This window comes from Acinetobacter lactucae (assembly GCF_013122135.1).
GTDB classification, from domain to species: domain Bacteria; phylum Pseudomonadota; class Gammaproteobacteria; order Pseudomonadales; family Moraxellaceae; genus Acinetobacter; species Acinetobacter lactucae.
The window spans coordinates 2,895,945-2,918,132 of the sequence record NZ_CP053391.1 but is presented as its reverse complement, the minus strand read 5'-3'; the positions used below and the strand labels follow the sequence as shown (position 1 = coordinate 2,918,132).

The window sequence follows — 22,188 nt, the reverse complement described above, 5'->3', positions numbered from 1 at the left end:
GTTAAGGAATAATGTCAGGGTTCTGGATGATGATTTCATGCCAGAGTGGAAGTAACGGTGAATTGATTTGTACACAGTACATATAAAAACCACATGTAATAATTACTGCTCCTAATAACCCTAAGATTTGGAGAACATTTTTTAACTTGCTGACATAGCTTAAGTACCACATTAGGGCAAGGAATGCTCCAATAATCATGCCGCCAATATGCGCGGCATTATTAATACCCGTTGCGACAAAACCAAAAACAAGGTTGATGGCCATAACCATTAATAAGGCTTTTTTATCGAGTATGTAAGCTTGATGCGGAAGCGGAGGGAATAAAGAAAGAACAGTTAACGCAGCACCTAATCCCATTACGGCACCCGAAGCACCTGCACTGACATGAGGAAGTAAACTCTGATCGAAATGTTGTAGTAATTCATGTCCATTTTGAATCGTCATATAACTACTGAGAAGGCTACCGAATAAGCCAGCAAGTAAATACATGCCTATAAAGTAGAAGCGACCAAATAGTGACTCAGCAACATTACCGAAAATATAGAGTGCCCACATGTTAAGCATGAGGTGAACAAGACCAAAATGAAAAAACATGCTGGTAAATAAGCGTTCAGGCTGCCCAGAAAAAGTAAGTGGTGTAAAATCAGCACCCCAATGAATAGCATCTTTCATGGCTGGGTCGCTAATATCGACACCAGTTGCAATTTGCCAGACAAACAAACCTACATTAATCAAGATCAATAGGGCGGTCAGCCACCAAGTTTGTACATTGAGTTTACGATTAATGTGCGGAGGCTGATATTGAGTCATGCTATGCTTTTGTTATATATAAACATGCTTAACAGCTTAACATGAAAAAAGTTGAATACAGGAGATTAGGACGAACATGAAAGCTTTTATTGTTCGCGTGTTGTTAATTTTTATTGGGGCAATTCTCCTCATTCAACTTTGGATTTTCTCAAGTTTAGTCTGGTGGCGTACACATGAAGTTGATACCACCATGTTTATGCGATTAGATTATTGGTCAGATACATCCGAGCCGATCATTCATGAGTGGCTTGACTATGATGATATTAGCGACAATTTCAAACATGCGATTTTAGCTGGAGAAGACGCAAAATTTATCCACCATCATGGTTTTGACTGGGAGGGGATTCGTTTTGCTTTAGAGCGTAATAATGAAGAGGGGGAAGTAGTTGCTGGTGGTTCTACTGTGTCTCAGCAACTTGCAAAGAACTTGTTTTTATACAATAAGCGTTCGTTTATTCGTAAAGGCCAAGAAACTATCGCAACTTGGATGATGGAACGCATGTGGTCAAAACGCCGAATTCTTGAGGTGTATATGAACTCTGTAGAGTTTGGAAAGAATTTATATGGTGTTGAAGCTGCCGCGCAATATTATTATGGTAAAAGTGCTAGAAGCTTAACGCGCGAACAGGCTGCTTTTTTAGTTGCATTATTACCAGATCCGAAATATTACCAAGATCACCGCAACGATCGTAAACTACAATATAGAAAACGCGTTATTTTACGTTATATGAATGGCACCCAAATTCCTGAATAATGATGTTTAAAGATGTGTTAATTTTTTAGTTTTTACCAAATTGTCATATTTTTGCAGCATACTGTTTTATAGAGATTTTGGCTGGATAGAGAATTGAGTTAGACATGAATACAGCGATTACACCAACGACCCCAATAGAATATAGTTATAATGACCGTTATATAAATCGTGAATTGTCTATTCTTGACTTCCATTTGCGCGTATTGGAGCAAGCGGTAGACCCTTTACATCCATTGCTCGAGCGAATGAATTTCTTGCTCATTTTTTCACGCAATCTAGACGAGTTTTTTGAAATTCGCGTTGCGGGGGTAATGGAGCAATTTTCTCTAGGCAATGAGAGTCGTAGTCCTGATGGTTTGACGCCAAGACAAGTCTTACAAAAAATCTCTGAAACTGCTCATGCCGCGATTGAACGTCAATATCGTATTTTAAATGAAGAAATATTACCTAAGCTACGTGAAGAAGATATTTGCTTCCTCCGTCGTGGTGAGTTAACGCCCGCACAGTCAGCATGGATTAAGAAATATTTCCAAGAGCAAGTTGCACCTGTACTAACACCAATTAGCTTAGATCCAGCGCATCCGTTCCCACGTCTCGTCAATAAAAGCTTGAACTTTATTGTGACTTTAGAAGGTAAAGATGCTTTTGGCCGTCAAATTGATTTAGCTGTGGTACCAGCACCACGTTCATTACCTCGCGTGGTTCGACTGCCAGATGAGTTAACAGGTGGTAAAGAACATCACGTGATGCTATCTGCCATTATCCATGAGCATGTGTCAGATTTATTCCCTGGAATGACTGCGACCGGATGTTATCAATTCCGTGTTACACGTAATGCGGACTTGGCATTAAATGAAGATGTTGAAGATTTAGCAAAAGCTTTAAAAGGTGAATTAAGTTCTCGACGTTTCGGTCGCGCGGTTCGTTTAGAAGTGACTCATAATTGTCCACAGCATATTTATGAGTACTTATTGGAAGAATTTGATTTAACCGATGAGCAATTATACAAAGTTGATGGTCCTGTAAACTTGGCTCGCCTGGTTTCAAATTTTAAACGCCCTCATTTGCGTTATGACTCGCATACGCCGATTGTGCCTAAAGTGTTTAAAAAGACTGAGAGCATTTTCTCGGCAATGCAGAAGCAAGACATTTTGCTTCATCATCCATTTGAATCTTTCGCTCCTGTGATTCAGCTACTTCGTGAATCTGCTCGCGATCCGCAAGTGTTGGCAATCAAGCAAACACTTTACCGTAGTGGTGCTGACTCTGAAATTGTACAGATTTTGGCAGAAGCTGCGCGTAATGGGAAAGAAGTCACTGCTGTGATTGAATTGCGCGCACGCTTTGATGAAGAGTCCAATATTGAAGTCGCTAACGTTTTACAAGAAGCGGGGGCTGTCGTTGTTTACGGTATTGTAGGTTATAAAACTCACGCCAAAATGATTATGGTGGTACGCCGTGAAAATAACAAACTGGTGCGTTATGTTCATTTAGGAACAGGTAACTACCATGCGATGAATGCTCGAATTTATACCGATTATGGTCTCATGACGACCGATAAAGATCTGTGTGAAGACGTGCACCGCATATTCCAAGAACTGACGGGTATGGGCAAAATGGCGAAATTGAAAAAGCTATTACATGCGCCATTTACCTTACATGCTCAACTCATCAACTTTATTGATGAAGAAATTGCCAATGCTAAGGCAGGACGTAAAGCTCAAATTATTGTGAAAGTGAACGCTCTAACAGAAGTTCAATTGATCAATAAATTATATGAAGCATCTCAAGCAGGTGTTCAGATTGACCTGATTATTCGTTCTATTTGCTGTTTACGTCCGGGTTTATCTAACTTATCGGAAAATATTCGTGTACGTTCAATTGTAGGACGTTTCCTTGAGCATACTCGTGTTTATTACTTCAGTAATAATGGTGATGCACGTATTTACTGCTCAAGCGCAGACTGGATGGATCGTAATTTATTTAACCGTGTTGAAGCATGTTTCCCTGTTGAAGATCCTGCACTGAAAAAACGTATCTATCAACAAGGCCTCGTGAACTATTTGCAAGATAATCAGCAAGCTTGGTTACTACAGTCAGATGGTACTTGGGTGCGTGCTGAGCCAGCAGAGGGTGAAAAATTGCATAATGCTCAAAGAGCACTATTGGAAATCATTAAATAATGTATTTTTAGGATTAAATAAAAGCCGACATTCTGTCGGCTTTTTAATGCATTGAAATTCAAAATAATTTAATTAGTTTTTCTAAATGGTTGTTGGGTAAACGATAATAATTTGAAACACAGCAAGATGTTTTAAAAATATGTGATTTTTGCCATAAAACATTGAATTTTAAAAATATACAAATCATGTGAAATCTACTTTAATACGCCGCATTAAATATACTTAAATTTGGTAAATGAATAAAATGCAGTGCTTTATTAGAAGTTTACTTATTAAAATACTTTTGGGGATAATACCAGTGACCGCTTACGCAGATCAGAAGTGTTATGGGGATATCATTGTATTTCAAAGGTTTGATGATCAAGCAATATATCCTTATTTTGCGCCAGCTTCTAATAATAAAGCTAAAAAAAGTGAAGTGAGGAATAAAGCAATAATTATCCAGAAAAGAAAACAAAAGCAAGATGAGTTTTTAGCTCACAAGAAAACTGAGGATGTTCATACAAAGAAATTAGAAGAAAAGAAAAGTTCTGAAAATAAAAAACAACTTGATGCTGCAATTGCTAAAGAAATTTTAGAAAATGGTGAAAAAAAGTGGATGGTACAGGTGGCACTAGCAGCTGATCAAAATAAAGCAAATCGGGTTCAATCTCAGCTTGAAGCAAAAGGCTATAAGGTCGTGACTAGTTCAACCACTAAAGGAATACGGGTTATGATAGATTCAGCCAATGATTATGCTATCGCACAAATTATTAGAGAAAAAATTATTGCTGATAATAGTTTGAATATGCAATCTGCTTGGGTATTTAAGTGGGCATCGCTTACAGCTCAGTAAAACAAAAAGGAGTCCGAAGACTCCTTTTTTTATTCATGTAAGTTTGTGGTGATTTTCTGCATAATTTGCAGTAAGACATCAAACTCACTTTGTAGCGGTGTGCTTTTACGAGTGACTAACGCTAAAGTCCGACTTGGGGCATCTTCAATTGGTTTAGCAGTAATTTGATCATTAAACTTGATCATACTGTTATCAATTGCAATTTCTGGTAAAAGTGTAAAGCCTAAATCAGAAGAAACCATTTCCACCAAAGTTGGTAAAGAGCTTGCTTTTAAACGGTTGTCGTTTTTACGCTCACCGATAGGGCAGGCACTTAAAACGTGATCACGTAAACAGTGGCCTTCTTCAAGCAAAATTAATCTCGATAAATCAAGATCATCTAGTGAGTTTGCTTGCAAAGCATTTGTATCTTGTTTACTACATACAAGGTACAAATTTTCTTTCGAGATTTCAGCGACTTTTAAGCCTCTAGTATCAAACGGTAGAGCAAGAACAATCATGTCTAGATTACCGTGTTCTAGACGCTCTACAATTTTTTCACTTTGAGCTTCATGCAGATGCAACTGAATTTTAGGTAACTGCTGATGCACTTCATCAAGTAAGCGTGTCAGGATAAAAGGTGCAATGGTTGGGATAACACCCAAATGCAAATCACCTGTTAACGGTTCACTCATTTCACGGCTCAAACGCATTAAATCTTGAGCATCTGCTAGTAGTACACGGGCACGAGCAACAACTTGTTCACCCAAGGGTGTTAAACGCACATTCTGACGGTCACGCTCTACCAGAACGCCACCTAACAATCGTTCAAGCTCCATGATGCCGCCTGATAACGTCGATTGTGTGACAAAAGAGCGGCGTGCTGCTTCAGTAAAATGCAAAGTTTCCGACAACGTAACTAAATATGATAGCTGTCTTAGTGAGGGTAATGCAGCCATAGTGTCCTAGTATGATGATTTAAAATGATGCGCAAATAAACCGCTAAGCTGTGGAATAAAATGTGCAGGGATATCATGCCCCATTCCATCAATTAATTCAAACTTAGCACCGGAAATTGCTTTTGCTACAGCCTTACCATGACTAGGTGGAAGTAAACGATCACGAGAGCCATGTAAGACTAACGCGGGTTGCTTAATTTCACGGTCCAGTTGAAGTAAGGAGCCTGTACATAATATTGCTAAAAACTGTTGAAGTACACCAGCAGGATAATAGCTACGTTGATAAAGTTTGCGTGCAGTTTGCATTGCTTCAATCTGGTTGACGTAACCAGGTGAACCAATCAATTGAAATAATTTTAAACTGTGATTAACAATACCATCTTCGTCACGTGACTCGGGTTTGCCAATTAAACTTAAAAGTTGTTTAGGAAAAGGAGGGGGTAAAAAAGGCTGATTATTACTGGTAAACATGAGCCCCAATTTTTCAACCTTTTCAGGATATTTTGCTGCAAGAATTTGAGCAATCATCCCGCCCATTGATGCACCAATGACATGCGTTTTAGTCACTCCTAGGCGATCAATAAGCATTGATACATCATCTGCCATATCATGCAGTGTATAAGGTGCACCTTGATTACTTAGCCCAAGTGCAAAGCGACCCATCAATTTAACCGTATTTAATCGTTTACCTTCATGACGCACTTTTGATGAAAGGCCAATATCACGATTATCAAAACGAATAACACGAAAACCTTGATCAATGAGTGATTTACAGAAGAAATCCGGCCAGAAAAGCATTTGAGCCCCAAGACCCATAATTAACAAAATGGTTGGATGATCCGGTTTTCCACCTACTTCTACATGTAGCTCAATACCATTGCCTAAGTTGACTTTGGTCTCTTGCATGAAAGATGTATACGGTGAAATGTTAAACTGTAAGGCGCTATTCATGTTATTCATTCCTCAAAGGAATACTCACAAAAGAGTACTCCTGATTCAAACCTTATGCTTGAGCTGGAATAAGATCTGGAACAAGCTTTGTTAAAGTTAAGCGTTGTTTACCTGCCGTTGCACCTAACAATACGAAACCGCGCAATGTTCCTTCATTGTCAATTGCTTTAGCAAGCATACCATCGTCGAACTCTTCTGTTTCCCAGTTTACTTCTACATCAACTGGTGCTGGTAAAACGGTAAGCGGAGCCGCTGGAGTTTTTACTGCTACTGGCATAGCAGGGTAATGCACGGCAGTTTGTTGTCCACTAAGAGTTTTTGCAAGAGCACGAGCCTGCTGCATAATCGGCATTACATATGGAAGTAGGGTGCCATTTACTTCTGCACAATCCCCAATCGCATAAATATCGGCTTGATTTGTTTCAAGCAAACTATTGGTAATAATGCCACGGCTTGTTTGAATATCTGCACTTTTAGCAAGTGAAATATTTGGCTGTAAACCAATGGCTGAAAGAACGATGTCAGCAACCAAAGTTTGGCCGTTTGCGAGTGTAATCGCATAGTCTTCACCATTATTAATTTTGCTGACTTTTTCAACGGTTGTGCCTAATGCAAATTTAACACCAGCCTCTTCGAGATTTTGCTGGAATGCAGAAGCAATATGACCTGGCAATAAGCGACCTAATGGTTGAGGTGCCAAATCAATGACAGTGATGTCATATTCACTGTGAAGTAAGTCATTGGCAAATTCACAACCAATTAAACCGGCACCCAAAATAACAACACGTTTGTCTTTACGTTGAGCTAGATTTTCACGGAAAGCACGGTAATCAATTAGCGAGTTCACTACATGAATGTCATCACTACCATCACCTGCAATTGCAAGACGAATTGGGTTAGCACCAACCGCTAAAATCAGTTTTGAATAGGATTGATTCGAAGTTACCCCGTCTTTTTCAAGAACAAGCTCATGACGTTCAGCTAAAATTTCTTTTACAAAAGTGAAAGGCTCAATACGCATATTGAGCTGGGTACCCATTTTAGCAGCATCACCTAAAGCAATTTGTTCTGGTGCTTTTTTACCTGCAAATGCATTTGATAATGTTGGCTTTGCATAATTCACTGCATCATCCGCACAAATCATCACAAGTTCTTGCTCTGGGCTAAGCTTACGAAACTCACGTGCTAAGGTATAACCCGCCATGCCTGATCCGATAATGACGATAGGATGCATTTTTCTCTCCAGAGTTAGAATTGTTTATTTAATACGGTGATTGGTAATATTCGTAAAAAAGACCATGTCAATCATGGCCTTTTACTTTAAATCATTAGATTTCGATCATTTCGAAGTCAGCTTTTGAAACGCCACAATCAGGGCAAGTCCAGTCATCAGGGATATCTTCCCATTTTGTTCCAGCTGCAATGCCGTCTTGTGGCCAACCTTCTGCTTCATCGTAAATCCATCCACAAACGATACATTGATATTTTTTCATGAGACTCTCCGCACTGATAAGTTTGCTCAAAGCTGCCTTTCAGTAAAACTATTCCATCTATTAATAATGTAACCACGATCCGGTCAATAATAACCAATGTGCCTTTGATCGGATATCAAATTTTTACGCAGTTCTACATTTAATGTAAAGCAAATAACGGAGTTTAATCATTCGTAAGCAAAGATGAATGGCAGGTTAGGACAAATAAGTGGTTATTTAGGCAAAACTTGAGCATAAACTAATAATAACTAATACATTCTTAATGTTAATTTAAAACTTAATGTTGTTTGTGAAATTATTGAGAAATAAAAAGTGTCTGCTCATTTAAAAGATTTATATAATAAGAAAGCTAAATAACAACAAATAAAGATTCAACAGATGTCATCATTAAACGCGAAAATTAAAATTCTACATCATAAAAATGGAACAAATCAGGGAAATGAACTATGGAAAATTTAGAATACGAAGTAGAAATTGAGGCGCCTATAGAAAAAGTATGGGAATTACTTTGGAATAACGAGACATATAATGCCTGGACAAAATTTTTTGCTCCAGATTCCTCAATGCGTACTGATTGGCAAGTCGGTGGTAAAACCTATTTCCTAGATGGTGAAGGTAATGGCATGGTTTCCACTATTGAAGAAATGAAAAAACCAGAAATCTTAATTTTTAAACATTTAGGAATGATTAAGGATGGTAAGGAAGATTTAGAAAGTGAAGAAGTTAAAGGTTGGAGCGGTTCATTAGAAAAGTATTTTTTGAGCCAGCAGGATAATGTAACTACTTTAAAAGTCGAATTAGCCACCTTACCTGAATATATGGGTATGTTGAAAAGTGGCTTCGTTCAAGGTTTTGACGTAATCAAGAAATTGGCAGAAGGAAAATAGGCAATCGTCATCAATTTAAGCCAAATATCTTTTATAAATTTTCATAATCAAATCATTGATACGAGAAGGATAGGCCAAACGATGGTGTCCGCCTTCAAACGTTTCAATATTCATGTAGGGTGCAAGTTTTTCTTGAACCTGGTACATATCAAGTTGCTCGTCTCCTAATTCTAAATAGGCCATTTTAGGATTAGAGAGGATGAGTTCATCTTCTGACAATTGAGGGTAGTCAGGTCGAAAACTAGGTGTAAGACTTGGATTCGCCACAATAACAGCTAATTTATGTTGAGCGGCAGTTTTTAAGGCCCAATATCCTCCAAGGCTGTGACCAACCAATAAATCAGGTTTGATCGTCTGAATAGCCTGATGATAAAAGTACTCAACAGATGCATAACTTAAGTTACGATAATCAACGTCAATACAAAATTTTTCAGGATGTAAAATGGCGTGGAACTTTGTTGATTCACGAGAAGAATCCAAGCCATGTAAAAATAGAATTTTCATTATTTACGACACAATCTCATTGATAAAATAAAAGGCAAATAGGGCCTTTGAATATCGAGGTTATTTGGATTTTTTTATATTTTACTAAATGCTTTAAAAAATGATCTTAGCGATTGGTCTAAGTCATTTTGCCTTTAAAAAGTACTGCTCGTTTCCATAAATTGTCTTTTTTCATTTTTGTTTGATTGAAATCATTCGAAAAACTCCTGCAATCTGTTAAGCTATGCCACTTCATTTTTACTTAATCGAGGCAGAGATGACGCAACAAAACGCTCAATCGACTTCTGAACCAACTATTTCCGAAAACGATTTAATTGCACAGCGTCATGCCAAATTAAAGCAAATCCAAGATGTTGCGAAGGAAACTGGAAAGAGCCCTTGGCCGAACACTTTTAAGCGTGAACATTACGCTGCTGATTTACAAGAACAATTTAAAGATCAGTCGAAAGAACAAATTGAAAGCGCTGAGCATGTCTATGTAAAAGTGGCTGGTCGTGTCATGTTAAACCGTGGTTCTTTCATGGTAATCCAAGATATGACAGGTCGTATTCAGTTATATGTTGACCGTAAAGGCTTACCAAAAGATATTCTTGAAACCATTAAAGGTTTAGATCTTGGTGACATCATTGCTGCCGAAGGTTATATCGGACGTTCAGGCAAAGGTGACTTATATGTTCATCTTGAAGGTTTTGAACTGCTTACAAAATCTCTTCGTCCGTTACCAGATAAATTTCATGGTTTAAATGACACAGAAGTTAAGTACCGTAAACGTTACCTTGACTTAATCGTGAATGAAGAGACACGTAAAACTTTTGAAATCCGTGCCAAAGTTGTTGCAGGTATTCGAGCATTTTTAAACAATGAACGTTTCATGGAAGTTGAAACGCCAATGATGCATGTGATTCCGGGCGGTGCTTCTGCGCGTCCATTCGAAACACATCACAATGCTTTGGATATGCCTTTATTCTTACGTATTGCACCTGAACTTTATTTGAAGCGTTTAGTTGTTGGTGGGTTTGAACGTGTGTTTGAAATCAACCGTAACTTCCGTAATGAAGGGGTATCAACACGTCATAACCCTGAATTCACGATGATTGAGTTCTATCAGGCATATGCTGATTATAAAGATTTAATGGCATTGACTGAAAATATGCTTGAAAAGTTGGCTTTGGATATTCTAGGTACAACTGATGTTCCTTACCAAGGTGAAGTATTTAGCTTCAAAGGACCATTCAAGAAAATCTCTATGTTCGATGCGATTTTAGAGAACAATCCGCAGTTCACACCTGAAAATGTAGGTGATCGCGAGTTTCTTGCAAAATTTATTCGTGAAGAGCTAAAAGAAGAAGTTAAGCCAGGTTTTGGTTTAGGCAAGCTTCAAACGATCGTATTTGAAGAAACTGTTGAGACTAAACTCCGTCAGCCAACATTTATTACTGATTACCCAGCGGAAACTTCTCCATTGGCGCGTCGTAATGATGACAATCCACATGTTACAGATCGTTTTGAATTCTTCATCGGTGGTCGTGAATTAGCAAATGGTTTTAGCGAGTTAAATGACCCGATTGATCAGGCTGAACGTTTCCAAGCTCAGGTAGCGGAAAAAGACGCAGGTGATGATGAAGCAATGCATTACGATGCAGAGTTTGTTGAAGCACTTGAATATGGTTTACCTCCAACAGCAGGTGAAGGTATCGGTATCGATCGTTTAGTTATGTTATTTGCTGATGCGCCAAGTATTCGCGATGTAATTTTATTCCCGCACATGCGTCGTAAAGAAGGTTAATCTTCTAATGTGCAAAAAGGCAGTATTTATACTGCCTTTTTTATTACTTTTTATATCTAGAAACTTACCTACTTATACTAATCTTAAGATAGCGTTAAAAAATGTAATTGCACAGTTTAACAATTGCAAAGTTGTGATAAAAAATTTAAGGTGTTGCTCATAAATAACTTTGAGAATTGGCTGGCATGTTTCTAAGAAAAACACTTTCGATTGCAATATTGGCAACTGCTTCATCCGCAATTTTTGCACAAGGTTTAGTGCTAAATAATGAAGACTTACGTACCGACTTAAATTGGTTAAATCAACAAGGTGTTATCAATATTAGCACTTCAACTTGGCCGTTAAGTGGTGATGAAATTCAGAGAGCACTTTCTCAAGCAAAAGTGAGCCACCCAGCTCAACAAAAAGTTATTAACTCAGTTCTTAATGCATTAAAAGCAGATAACAATACAGTTAAAGTGGGTGCTTTTGCTGAAACTGATATCAAAAATATTCCTCAAGCATTTGGTGATAACCAAAAAGCTCAATATCAAGGTTCGTTAGAGTTTAATGCGGGTGGTGAAAACTGGGATGCTAAAATCCGAGTAAATGCAGAAAAAGACCCTCAAATTGATAATGGGCAAGATGTCAATGTTGAGGGTTCATATGTCGCTGGTAAACTTTGGAATCAATGGGTAGTTGCAGGTCAAATTCCAACATGGTGGGGACCTGGACACGATGGTAGCTTAATTCGTGGCGATGCTAGCCGCCCAGTTTATGGTGTAACGGCACAACGTGCTGTACAAAATGCTTTTGAGACAAAATGGTTATCTTGGATTGGTCCTTGGCAATATCAAGCTTTTGCTGGTCAATTAGATGATTATAAAGCAATTCCAGATGCTAAATTAATTGGATTACGTCTAACTGCACAACCATTACCATATATCGAGTTAGGTGCATCGCGTGCTATTCAGTGGGGTGGAGATGGCCGTCCTGAAAGTCTTAGTTCGTTATGGGATGCATTTGTTGGCAATAAAGATAATGGTGGAACTGGTGAAGCAGATCCATCGAACCAAATTGCTGGCTTTGATGGTCGTTTATTACTGCAACCGTTATTCCAAGTTCCAGTTAGCATATATGGACAATATGTAGGTGAAGATGAAGCAGGTGGTTTGCCTTCTAAGAAGATGTACTTAGCTGGTGTGGATTATTCATCTAGCTACAATAATATGCCATATCAACTGTATGCAGAGTGGGCTGATACACGTACTAATGGTGATGTAAGAGGTATCTCTTATGCGCATTCAACTTATAAAGACGGCTATTACCAACATGGTTTCTCGTTAGGCCATGCGATGGGTGGTGATGGGCAAATGTATTCAGTAGGTGGTGATATCCGCTTTGATGTCATGAACCGTTTAAGTGGTCGTGCTATGGTAGTTAAAGTTAATCAATCTAACTTGGCAATCAATAAAGCCTTCCCTAAAGACGATGAAATTAAAGCACTTGATTTAACTTGGACGCATTTCATCAAACCTGATCTTCCATTAAAAATTAATGGTTGGGTAAGTGATTCGGATCTTGAGGGTAATGACGCAGGTGCATCTATTGGGATTGAAATTCCACTAGAACGTAAAATGTTTGGTTTCTAAGATTAGATTATGTTTAAAAAAGGGAAGCTAATGCTTCTCTTTTTTTATGGTTTTTAGAGAAATCTAAAGACTAGAACATGATTTGCTTAAGTTGAATACACAAGCTACGATTGTGAAGTTATGCAGGTGAATCAGCATATTACATGTATATGATTAAATCGAATATCAATATGAAAAAACAAGCAAAAGGAATCGGTTTTAAATCACTATAATGCATAACTAATGCTATAAGCCATATAAAGGCTTGTGGTTAGATTATCTATCACGAAAAATTGGAGTTGTTATGGCACTCGTTCCTCCACATGGTCTTCTAGGTGGTGGTTTAATACTACTTCTAGATTTTATGGGCAAAATGGATAGAGAAGGACGTGTTCATGACTGAATCAAGACTCACACATCTCAAGCAACTTGAAGCTGAAAGTATTCACATCATTCGTGAAGTTGCTGCAGAATTCGAAAACCCAGTCATGCTTTACTCAATTGGTAAAGACTCAGCTGTTATGCTTCATCTTGCGTTAAAAGCATTTTATCCAGCTAAACTTCCATTCCCATTATTACATGTAGATACGGGTTGGAAGTTTAAAGACATGATCACATTCCGCGATAACATGGCAAAAACTCATGGTTTTGACTTAATTGTTCACCAGAACAAAGAAGGCCGTGAAGCTGGAATCAACCCATTCGATCATGGTAGTTCAAAATATACAGATATTATGAAAACCCAAGCTTTAAAACAGGCTTTGGATAAATATCAATTTGATGCTGCTTTTGGTGGTGCACGTCGTGATGAAGAAAAATCACGTGCTAAAGAGCGTGTTTACTCATTCCGTGATAGTAAGCACCGTTGGGACCCGAAAAACCAACGCCCTGAACTTTGGAATCTTTACAATGGTAAAGTGAACAAAGGTGAAAGTATTCGTGTATTCCCTTTATCTAACTGGACTGAGTTGGATATCTGGCAATATATCTATTTAGAAAATATTCAAATCGTTCCTCTTTATTTCTCTGCTGTTCGTCCGGTAGTAGAGCGTAGCGGTACGTTAATCATGGTTGATGATGAACGTATGCGTCTAAAAGAGGGTGAAGTTCCACAGATGAAGTCTGTACGTTTCCGTACACTTGGCTGTTACCCGTTAACTGGTGCAGTTGAGTCTGAAGCAGATACGTTACCTGAAATTATCCAAGAGATGCTTTTAGCCACGAGTTCTGAGCGTCAAGGTCGTATGATTGACCATGATGAAGCGGGCTCAATGGAAAAGAAAAAGCAAGAAGGCTATTTCTAAGACAATTTCTAAATTTGTGGAGTTTGAGCAATGTCTCATCAATCAGAATTAATCAGTCAAGATATCTTGGCCTATTTAAAGCAACATGAACAAAAAGACCTTCTACGCTTTTTGACTTGTGGTAACGTAGACGATGGTAAAAGTACGCTTATTGGACGTTTACTCTACGATTCAAAATTGATTTATGAAGATCAATTGCAAGCAGTAACGCGTGACAGTAAAAAAGTAGGAACTACGGGTGATGCACCAGACTTGGCATTACTGGTAGACGGTCTACAAGCAGAGCGTGAGCAAGGTATTACCATTGACGTAGCTTACCGTTATTTCTCAACTGAAAAACGTAAGTTTATTATTGCGGATACCCCAGGGCATGAGCAATATACCCGTAACATGGCAACAGGTGCGTCAACTGCGGACTTGGCAATCATCTTGATTGATGCGCGTTATGGTGTACAAACTCAAACTCGTCGACATACGTTTATTGCAAGTTTGCTGGGTATTAAAAATATCGTTGTTGCAATCAATAAGATGGATTTGGTTGAGTACTCTCCTGAACGCTTTAATGAAATTCAGAGTGAATATGATGCTTTCGTAAGCCAGTTAGGTGATCGCCGTCCAGCCAATATTCAGTTTGTACCAATCTCTGCTTTAAATGGCGATAACGTTGTAAATCCGTCAGCTCATACGCCGTGGTACAAGGGACAAACCTTGATGAGCATTCTTGAGTCGGTGGAAATTAGTCGTGAGTCGAACAAACACGAATTTCGTTTCCCTGTTCAGTATGTAAACCGTCCAAACTTAGATTTCCGTGGTTTTGCAGGTACGATTGCTTTAGGTGAAATCAATGTGGGTGATGAGATTGTTGCCTTGCCGTCAGGTAAGCGTTCAACAATTAAAGAAATCGTCACATTTGATGGAAATCTTGAGCAGGCTGTAGCAGGCCAAGCGGTTACATTAACTCTAAATGATGAAATTGATATTAGCCGTGGTAACGTTTTGGTGCGTGCTGGCGAGCAACCATTAATCTCACGTAGTGTTCGTGCTTCAGTAGTATGGATGAATGAACATCCGCTCGTGAAAGGTAAGTTGTACAACGTTAAGATTGGTACACAGACCGTTCCTGCTAAAGTCACTAATATCCATTATCGTGTGAATGTGAATACACTTGAACACACACATGTGGAAGAGCTTGAGTTGAATGCGATTGCAGATGTTGTGGTTGAGTTCGATGCACCAGTTGTATTTGATCAATACCAAGATTCTCGCTATACAGGTTCGTTTATCTTTATTGACCGTTTAAGCAACGTAACTGTTGGTGCGGGTATGGTTGAAGCTGCTGTTGAATGGACTGCGCATAGTAATCCTGTAACAGCTGAAGATCGTGCTGCACGTTTAGGTCAAAAGCCAGCGGTGATTGGGATTTCTGCACAGTTAATCGAGAAAGCTCAAGTTTTAGAAAGTTTATTGATCCAACAAGGTGTAGTTGCGATTGCAAAAGCCAACTTAACTGCTGAGCAAATTACTTTATTGCGTGAGACAGGTGTTGTAGTTATTACTACGGCTGTGGATGGTACAGATACAGAAGTTACTGCTGAAACCGTTGAAGAAGCAGTTGAAAAAGTTGTGGAATTAGTCCGTCTTTAATAGGCTGAATTGATTTTGAAAAAACCCGCGTAAGCGGGTTTTCTTGTATTGTGTATACTCTATATTTTTATATAACTACATCTCTAATATATGAAACTTGAAACCCTTAATAAAAATGCTGAATTCTATATCGCTTCACTAGCTCTGGGAGTTTTAGAGGGAATGAAACAGGGAATTCTTTCTCCTGAAGCTGGAATATGGTCTTTAGCAAGGTCGAGCTTTTCTAATAAAATCTTAAAATCTACAATAATTTCTGACGATCTAAAATATGTAATCGCATGTTTTGATGAGATTGATGCTTTATCTAGCCTTGATGGTGGAGAGGTCAAGCAACAGCAAATGATTGATGAGTTGAAAGAGAGATGTCTAGGTTATTTGCAGGGGGTTGATTATAAAAATCTTGATATGAAAATGACATCTTCAATAAATGATGAAGATAATTTATAGATTATGTCTGATTGTTCCGCTTATCAAGAAGCTGGAATAATCAAAAAATTCAAAAATATTTTGGGTTTTTTGAATCAGATACTCTTTTATATCTTTAGGATAATTTTGAATCATCTTTAAAAATACATCTCGATCACCTTGATATAAGGCACGTGTTGCTTCTTCGTAATTTGGCATATTGCCCAACATGGCAGACATAAAACGGTCGATGGCTTGTTTAGCGAGCATAATATTACCTTCAGAATTTGGGTTATTTAACTCTTTATCAATTAACTTACGAATTACTGCTGATGCACTTGCACTTTGTTGATCTAACCAATCCCAATGTTTTTTCTGTAAAGTGATTTCACGAGAAATTACTCCGAGTTTGGGTCGCCCAACTTTTTTAATTTCTTCCGGTTCAGCATAACGTTGTTGAATTTCTTGTTCCGAACCAGAAAGATCAATTGGTTGATCTGTTTGATCATTAAAAATCAGAGTATCTTCTGTTGTTTTAGGAAGAGTTTTTAGTTTTTTTGCCAGTTCAACCAGGGAGTCACTGGCAATAAGTGTGCTTCCAGTGAAAGCAGTATAAGTGATTTTAGTATTCATTTTAGCCGCATATTTTTATCAGGGTAAAATTAATTTGGCAAATAGTAAAAATCATAAATAAAGAATTAACAGATTTTATGAGTATAGTCGCTGAAATTAGGACTATAAAAATAGTCAAGATAATAGGCTATTTAAAATTTTACTCTGCTTTAGTATCGCTTTTATGAGAGAATACGCCTTTAGTTGTATGTATAGAGACTCCTATGTTTGAGCAATCTCCTGAATCTTTAAGCGATATCGAAATTTTAGACATTTTACAGTCGATGAAAAAAGATAAGCTAGATACGGAAGCAAATGAGATTATCCGTAATGGGGGAAAAGCTGGGCGTCAAGAAGCACATAAACAGGCTTTAGTGGCACTAAATACAAATTTTGAAGAGAAGTTTGTAGAGGCAGTTACGCTTGCACTAGGTTTAAATGCAGCTCAAGCTAAAAAAATTCGCTATAAAAAAGATCGAATTCGTATTTTAAAAGTGCGTGGTATTGATTATTTAGCTATTGATGGTGCAGAAACAGCACAAGTTTTGGCACAAATTTCACAAGCAATTGTTCGAGAAGATGCAATAGTTACTCATGACTTACATGACATCTTTCCATTTTGGAAAGAAGGTTGGCCAATGGTGCAATTTGATAATGCCTATAAAATTTTAGAAGAAGATATTAGCTTGCACTTTCATGCGTTCTTAGACGCCATGATTGAGTATATAAATAAATAAAAATAAAAGCCCCATTTGGGGCTTTTATTTTTAGAAGAATAATTAAAGTGTGCTAAAAAGTGGGAAAACACCAATCACTAAAGCGGTCCCCATCAAAACCATACATGTTATAAATGCCCACTTGAGAGTGAATTTTTGATGGTCTCCAAAATCAACTTTTGCAAGGCCACATAACAAATAGGTGGATGGAACAAGAGGTGAGAGCAGGTGCACTGGCTGACCGATAATTGATGCACGCGCAATAGCTTCTGGGCTAATACCGTAATGCGAGGCAGCTTCAGCAAGAATTGGTAATACACCATAGAAGAATGCATCATTTGACATAAAGAATGTCAAAGGCATACTGACTAGAGCGGTAATCGGTGCGAGATATGGCCCCATGCTTGGAGGAATCATTGCGACGAATTCCTTAGACATCGCCTCAACCATACCTGTACCAGATAAAATACCTGTAAAAATACCAGCCGCAAAAATTAAACCAACAACTGCTAAGACACTATCTGCATGCATTGCAATACGTTTTTTCTGCATATCAACATTCGGATAGTTAATGAGCATTGCAATACAGAACGCTATCATGAATAGCACCGACATCGGTAAAATACCTTTGATTAATGCAATCATGAGAATAATCGTGAGTACCATATTCACTTTACGTAAATGTGGACGTGTCGCTTCAGGATCTTTTGATACCGTAATGTTGTCACCATGATGACTTTCAAGCTCAATCACGCCTAAACGTTTTTGTTCATAGCGACCATATAGGTATGCCAAGAAGAATAACCAACCAATACTAACGATCATTGGAAGAATCATTGGTACGAAAATATGGCTCGGATCAACTTGAAGAGCACTCGCAGCACGAGCGGTAGGACCACCCCATGGCGTTAAGTTCATTACACCACTACAGAGCAGCATCAGGGCTGTCATAATAAGAGTGTTCATGCCTAGACGTTGATAAAGTGGCAACATTGCAGCGACACAAATCATATAGGTGGTTGAACCATCACCATCTAAAGAAACGAGAGTAGTTAAAAAGACAGTTCCTAGGGTAATTTTTAAAGGATCGCCTTTAACTTTTTTCAAAATCCATTTGACTGGTGGATCGAAGAGACCTGCATCGATCATTAAGGCAAAATATAAAATTGCGAATAAAAGCATTACGCCAGTTGGCGCTAATTTTTTGATGCCATCCAGCATCATCTCACTGAGACCTTTGAGTTCAATATGACTTAAACTTTCAAAGTAATGACCTAGGCCCCAAGCAATGAGAGCGAAAAGAAATGGGATGAGAATTAAAGCAATAATAGGGCTTAAACGTTTGGACATGATTAAGTACATGAAGCACAAAATCATGCCAACACCAAGTAATGTCAGCATACAATCAATCCTTTGCCTATAGTTTTACTGAACAAGTTTATTCAAAACTCTGACCTTGGTTATTCTTATTAATTTTTATTAAAAAGACAAATAATATATTTAGTTTATTTGGTTAATATATATTCATTTGAAAGGGTATATATAGATGAAATACTGAACATATATATTAAGATTATAATGGTATTATAATAAATGAACGTCATTATAAAATAATATAAGAGTATTATAATTATAAAAATTATATGGCATTTTTTGAAATTATATATGTTTTGATGAGTGAAATGAGAAGAAGAAGCATTTAGGGGCTTACTTTGAGCTAAGTTACATAAGTTTGTTTGCAAAGTAAATGGGAGCTTAATCACTTTATAGGCAGTTAAGAGATATAGATTATTTTATTAATTTTCAGTATTTAAGCTTTAATACAGTTACTAAATAAAATAATAATACTTTTAAATTAAAAGAGCAAATTGAATAAATGAATCTAAAATAATTATTACATATATTTAAAAAAGTTATTTAGTTTTAAAAAAATACCCCAGCTAAATTGTGGGGTATTTAAATTAATGCAGACTAGTTTTCATCAATTGATGAGTGTGTTTCGGTTTGTTCTAAAATTCGAGTTACAAGAAGTTGGTCAATTTTAAAATGGTCGACATCGACAACTTCAAACTTATATCCACCAAATTCTACAAAATCTGCTGGACGAGGTATTTTACGTAGACGGTACATCATAAAACCTGCGAGCGTCTCATAATTTTCTTCATCGGGCATTTCATCAATTTCAAGTGCATGTCTTAGGTCATCAATTGGTGTGCTGCCATCAATCAACCAAGAGTTATTATCACGTTTAATGATTTGTTGCTCTTCTTCTATAGGGGTCACCCAGTCACCCATAACTGTAATCATAATATCACTCAAGGTGATAACACCTACAACCAGAGCATATTCATTTATGACCACCGCAAATTTCTCTTTTGTAGAGCGGAAACGATCAAGTAATTCCGAGAGAGTTAGGGTGTCAGGAATCATTAAGACAGTACGAATGGTTGATTCATTCAATTGTGTTGGGGATTGATTGTTTAAAATGCGCACCAGAAAGTCTTTGGCATCAACATAACCAATGACCTGATCAATATTTTCGTTACACACTAAAAATTTTGAGTAAGGATATTCTGCTAATTTTTGACGAATACTGTCTTCATGTTCATTCAAGGTGAAATAAACAACATTTTCGCGTGTTGTCATGCTTGAGGGTACGGTACGTTCTTCTAACTCAAAAACGTTCTCAATAAAGTGATGTTCTTGTTTTTGAAGTACACCAGCTTGCGCGCCTGCATCCATGACTGCTGAAATATCATCAAAAGTAATATTGTCTTCTCGTGTTGTATTAATTTTGAATAAACGAAATAGTAAGTTGGCGATTGCATTAATTCCCCAAGCTAAAGGTTTGCAAACCTTAATAAAAACTTGAATTGGGTTAATAACACTAATCGCAATTTTTTCAGGTGCAATCATGGCCAAACGTTTTGGCATGAGATCGGCAAATAAAATAAATAAAGAAGTTACTAAGGTGAAGGATAGGGCAAAACCAATAGTTTGTGTCCAAGGTCCTTCATAAAAACGGTCGACGAGTGTGACAAAAAAAGGACGAAAAGCAGCTTCACCCAAAATACCACCTAAAATCGCAACTGCATTTAGGCCAATTTGAGAAGCTGCAAAAAAATCGGCAGATTGTTCTTGTAGATCAAGTACTTGTTGGGCACGTTCTTCGCCAGCTTCGGCTAAAATTTTTAACTTTACTTTTCTGGCACCAGCCAAGGCAATTTCAGTTAAAGATAAAAAGCCTGCTGCGATGATGAGCAGTGCGATGATAATGATATTTTGAAAGAGACTCACAAATCACCCGAGGTTCATCATTATTATGACTATGTTTTAACACAAAAAAGCGCTGAGGTAATCAGATTGATTGCTCAGCGCTTGAAGATAATGTCTAAAATCGACAATTAAATTAAAATTTATTTAATAGTGAGAAAATTGTGAATTGTTGGTTAGAAATTCACGATTTTCTTCTTCAATCATTTGACGAGCAACAAATAAAATAAGTTGGCGCAACCAGCGATGAGCAGGATGATGATGTAATAACGGGCACCAAGCCATTTTAAGTTCAAATTCTGGAATATAAAAAGGAGGATCCTTTATAACCAGTTTTGGATTTTGAGTTTGTAAACGTGCCATGCGTGTTGGTAATGTAGCAATAAGATCTACATTTTGAGCAAGTAATGCTGGCATTTGGTAGTGACGGGTAAATACAGAAATTTTACGACGTTGACCAATACGCTCTAATGCTTGATCGATCCAGCCTAAACCGCCTTGTTTATCTGGATTTACACCAAAGCCTACGCCCATACCTGTTTTAGAAACCCAGATATGTTGTGCATCTAGATAGCTTTTAAGATTTAAATGGGTTACAGCAGGGTGTTTGTCGTTAAGAATACAGCTGAAACTATCACGCCAAACTAAAACTTGATGGAAACTTTGCGGTATTTCATTAAATCTATTAATCGCAAGATCAACTTTACCTTGTTCCATATCTCTATAAGACACATCACTTGGTGTAAGAAAGTCGAGGACAACATTTGGAGCTTCAGAGCGTAGAGCTTTGACAAGACGAGGGACTAAAGTTGCCTCGGCATAGTCAGATGTCATAATGCGGAAAACGCGATTACTTGTATAAGGGCGGAATTCGGTACGGGGTTCCAAAATCATAGAGAGGTCAGAAAGGGCATCACGAATACGAGGTTGTAATTCGAGTGCACGTTCTGTTGGGGTCATCCCTTCAGAAGAACGGATAAGAAGCGGATCATTAAATAAATTACGTAAGCGACGTAAAATATTACTCATTGCAGGCTGAGTTACCCCAAGCTGTTCGGCTGCGCGCGTAACATTTTTTTCACGAAGAAGTACATCAAGATATATTAATAGATTAAGATCTACTCGCTCCAGATTCATAAAAAAAATACCGAAAATAAAACCCTGAAATTGTTTCAAATTATGCCATATTTAATAATCATTGTGTGAAAAAATGATGAGAAAAGCGACATTTTTTGTAGGAATTAAGTAGGGTGGAAAGCCGTTTCAAAGGTACGATTTTATTGTCTTTGCTTAGTTTTGAATGAAAGAAATCTAAATAGAATATATTTATGAATAACTTCTCAATTTCTAGCATATCAATTGACTTTTTGCATTGGCAAAAATAGCCTAATTTACAATTGACTTTTAGATTTAAAAATGAGTGGAAAATCTTCAAAAATTGTATAAAAATAAGACTTAGTGAGGTTTAAGAATGAAACTCTA

General features: G+C 37.6%; 22 protein-coding genes. 11 read left to right on the top strand and 11 right to left on the bottom strand.

Features of this window, described 5'->3' with window-relative positions:
- Position 1: 1 nt before the first annotated feature.
- On the bottom strand, positions 2 to 811 hold the full coding sequence (locus tag HLV59_RS13700; protein WP_171430190.1) for a rhomboid family intramembrane serine protease: 810 nt from the start codon (positions 809 to 811) through the stop codon (positions 2 to 4).
- A gap of 76 nt (positions 812 to 887) precedes the next feature.
- Between HLV59_RS13700 and mtgA the strand changes: the two genes are divergently transcribed.
- Positions 888 to 1,565 (top strand): monofunctional biosynthetic peptidoglycan transglycosylase, encoded by a 678-nt coding sequence (gene mtgA, locus HLV59_RS13695; protein ID WP_171430189.1) that lies wholly within the window; start codon positions 888 to 890, stop codon positions 1,563 to 1,565.
- Positions 1,566 to 1,669: 104 nt separating this feature from the next.
- On the top strand, positions 1,670 to 3,748 hold the full coding sequence (ppk1, locus tag HLV59_RS13690) for a polyphosphate kinase 1 (protein ID WP_171430188.1): 2,079 nt from the start codon (positions 1,670 to 1,672) through the stop codon (positions 3,746 to 3,748).
- Between the two features lie 58 nt (positions 3,749 to 3,806).
- Here ppk1 and HLV59_RS13685 read toward each other — a convergent pair whose 3' ends face one another.
- A complete protein-coding gene (locus HLV59_RS13685) occupies positions 3,807 to 3,935 on the bottom strand; it encodes a hypothetical protein (RefSeq protein ID WP_081409531.1) in 129 nt (42 codons plus the stop codon).
- Positions 3,936 to 3,992: 57 nt separating this feature from the next.
- Here HLV59_RS13685 and HLV59_RS13680 point away from each other — a divergent pair, with 57 nt between their 5' ends.
- On the top strand, positions 3,993 to 4,583 hold the full coding sequence (locus HLV59_RS13680) for an SPOR domain-containing protein (RefSeq protein ID WP_216606773.1): 591 nt from the start codon (positions 3,993 to 3,995) through the stop codon (positions 4,581 to 4,583).
- Between the two features lie 29 nt (positions 4,584 to 4,612).
- On the opposite strand, the gene oxyR is transcribed toward HLV59_RS13680, so the two are convergent.
- From oxyR to rubA, 4 genes are all read right to left on the bottom strand, one after another.
- On the bottom strand, positions 4,613 to 5,521 hold the full coding sequence (oxyR, locus tag HLV59_RS13675) for a LysR family transcriptional regulator OxyR (protein ID WP_005070616.1): 909 nt from the start codon (positions 5,519 to 5,521) through the stop codon (positions 4,613 to 4,615).
- Between the two features lie 6 nt (positions 5,522 to 5,527).
- Complete coding sequence (estB, locus tag HLV59_RS13670; RefSeq protein WP_031947660.1) at positions 5,528 to 6,472, bottom strand: esterase EstB; 945 nt, start codon at positions 6,470 to 6,472, stop codon at positions 5,528 to 5,530.
- Positions 6,473 to 6,524: 52 nt separating this feature from the next.
- Positions 6,525 to 7,706 (bottom strand): rubredoxin reductase RubB, encoded by a 1,182-nt coding sequence (gene rubB / locus HLV59_RS13665; protein ID WP_171430187.1) that lies wholly within the window; start codon positions 7,704 to 7,706, stop codon positions 6,525 to 6,527.
- A gap of 94 nt (positions 7,707 to 7,800) precedes the next feature.
- Positions 7,801 to 7,965: a rubredoxin RubA gene (gene rubA / locus HLV59_RS13660; protein ID WP_000760495.1), complete on the bottom strand. Its 165-nt coding sequence runs from the start codon at positions 7,963 to 7,965 to the stop codon at positions 7,801 to 7,803.
- 446 nt (positions 7,966 to 8,411) lie between these two features.
- On the opposite strand from rubA, the gene HLV59_RS13655 reads away from it, so the two are divergent.
- Positions 8,412 to 8,852, top strand: a complete 441-nt coding sequence (locus tag HLV59_RS13655; RefSeq protein WP_031947661.1) for an SRPBCC family protein — start codon at positions 8,412 to 8,414, stop codon at positions 8,850 to 8,852.
- A 15-nt stretch (positions 8,853 to 8,867) separates the two neighbouring features.
- Here HLV59_RS13655 and HLV59_RS13650 read toward each other — a convergent pair whose 3' ends face one another.
- Positions 8,868 to 9,356 (bottom strand): YqiA/YcfP family alpha/beta fold hydrolase, encoded by a 489-nt coding sequence (locus tag HLV59_RS13650; protein WP_081174931.1) that lies wholly within the window; start codon positions 9,354 to 9,356, stop codon positions 8,868 to 8,870.
- Positions 9,357 to 9,612: 256 nt separating this feature from the next.
- On the opposite strand from HLV59_RS13650, the gene lysS reads away from it, so the two are divergent.
- From lysS to HLV59_RS13620, 6 genes are all read left to right on the top strand, one after another.
- Positions 9,613 to 11,142, top strand: a complete 1,530-nt coding sequence (gene lysS / locus HLV59_RS13645) for a lysine--tRNA ligase (RefSeq protein ID WP_002117806.1) — start codon at positions 9,613 to 9,615, stop codon at positions 11,140 to 11,142.
- A gap of 185 nt (positions 11,143 to 11,327) precedes the next feature.
- Positions 11,328 to 12,773 (top strand): capsule assembly Wzi family protein, encoded by a 1,446-nt coding sequence (locus HLV59_RS13640; RefSeq protein ID WP_171430186.1) that lies wholly within the window; start codon positions 11,328 to 11,330, stop codon positions 12,771 to 12,773.
- A 283-nt stretch (positions 12,774 to 13,056) separates the two neighbouring features.
- On the top strand, positions 13,057 to 13,155 hold the full coding sequence (locus HLV59_RS13635; protein WP_004793966.1) for a hypothetical protein: 99 nt from the start codon (positions 13,057 to 13,059) through the stop codon (positions 13,153 to 13,155).
- Positions 13,148 to 14,056: a sulfate adenylyltransferase subunit CysD gene (cysD, locus tag HLV59_RS13630; protein ID WP_081174927.1), complete on the top strand. Its 909-nt coding sequence runs from the start codon at positions 13,148 to 13,150 to the stop codon at positions 14,054 to 14,056. Before HLV59_RS13635 ends, cysD begins: the two co-directional genes overlap by 8 nt.
- A 30-nt stretch (positions 14,057 to 14,086) precedes the next feature.
- Positions 14,087 to 15,700, top strand: a complete 1,614-nt coding sequence (gene cysN / locus HLV59_RS13625; protein ID WP_031947664.1) for a sulfate adenylyltransferase subunit CysN — start codon at positions 14,087 to 14,089, stop codon at positions 15,698 to 15,700.
- 90 nt (positions 15,701 to 15,790) lie between these two features.
- The gene (locus tag HLV59_RS13620; RefSeq protein WP_171430185.1) at positions 15,791 to 16,147 is read left to right on the top strand and encodes a hypothetical protein; all 357 of its coding nucleotides are present in this window, start codon (positions 15,791 to 15,793) and stop codon (positions 16,145 to 16,147) included.
- Here HLV59_RS13620 and HLV59_RS13615 read toward each other — a convergent pair.
- Positions 16,142 to 16,738, bottom strand: a complete 597-nt coding sequence (locus HLV59_RS13615) for a DUF2239 family protein (RefSeq protein WP_050589397.1) — start codon at positions 16,736 to 16,738, stop codon at positions 16,142 to 16,144. The genes HLV59_RS13620 and HLV59_RS13615 overlap by 6 nt on opposite strands.
- Before the next feature lie 203 nt (positions 16,739 to 16,941).
- Here HLV59_RS13615 and HLV59_RS13610 point away from each other — a divergent pair, with 203 nt between their 5' ends.
- The gene (locus HLV59_RS13610; protein WP_031947667.1) at positions 16,942 to 17,454 is read left to right on the top strand and encodes a hypothetical protein; all 513 of its coding nucleotides are present in this window, start codon (positions 16,942 to 16,944) and stop codon (positions 17,452 to 17,454) included.
- A 42-nt stretch (positions 17,455 to 17,496) separates the two neighbouring features.
- Here HLV59_RS13610 and HLV59_RS13605 read toward each other — a convergent pair whose 3' ends face one another.
- The 3 genes from HLV59_RS13605 to HLV59_RS13595 all read right to left on the bottom strand — a co-directional run bounded on the left by HLV59_RS13605 (position 17,497) and on the right by HLV59_RS13595 (position 21,843).
- Positions 17,497 to 18,834, bottom strand: a complete 1,338-nt coding sequence (locus HLV59_RS13605; protein WP_016144639.1) for a CitMHS family transporter — start codon at positions 18,832 to 18,834, stop codon at positions 17,497 to 17,499.
- 570 nt (positions 18,835 to 19,404) lie between these two features.
- The gene (locus tag HLV59_RS13600) at positions 19,405 to 20,730 is read right to left on the bottom strand and encodes a hemolysin family protein (RefSeq protein WP_171430184.1); all 1,326 of its coding nucleotides are present in this window, start codon (positions 20,728 to 20,730) and stop codon (positions 19,405 to 19,407) included.
- 123 nt (positions 20,731 to 20,853) lie between these two features.
- Positions 20,854 to 21,843, bottom strand: coding sequence for a LysR family transcriptional regulator (locus tag HLV59_RS13595; RefSeq protein ID WP_004703082.1), 990 nt, complete (start codon positions 21,841 to 21,843; stop codon positions 20,854 to 20,856).
- Positions 21,844 to 22,188: the final 345 nt, after the last annotated feature.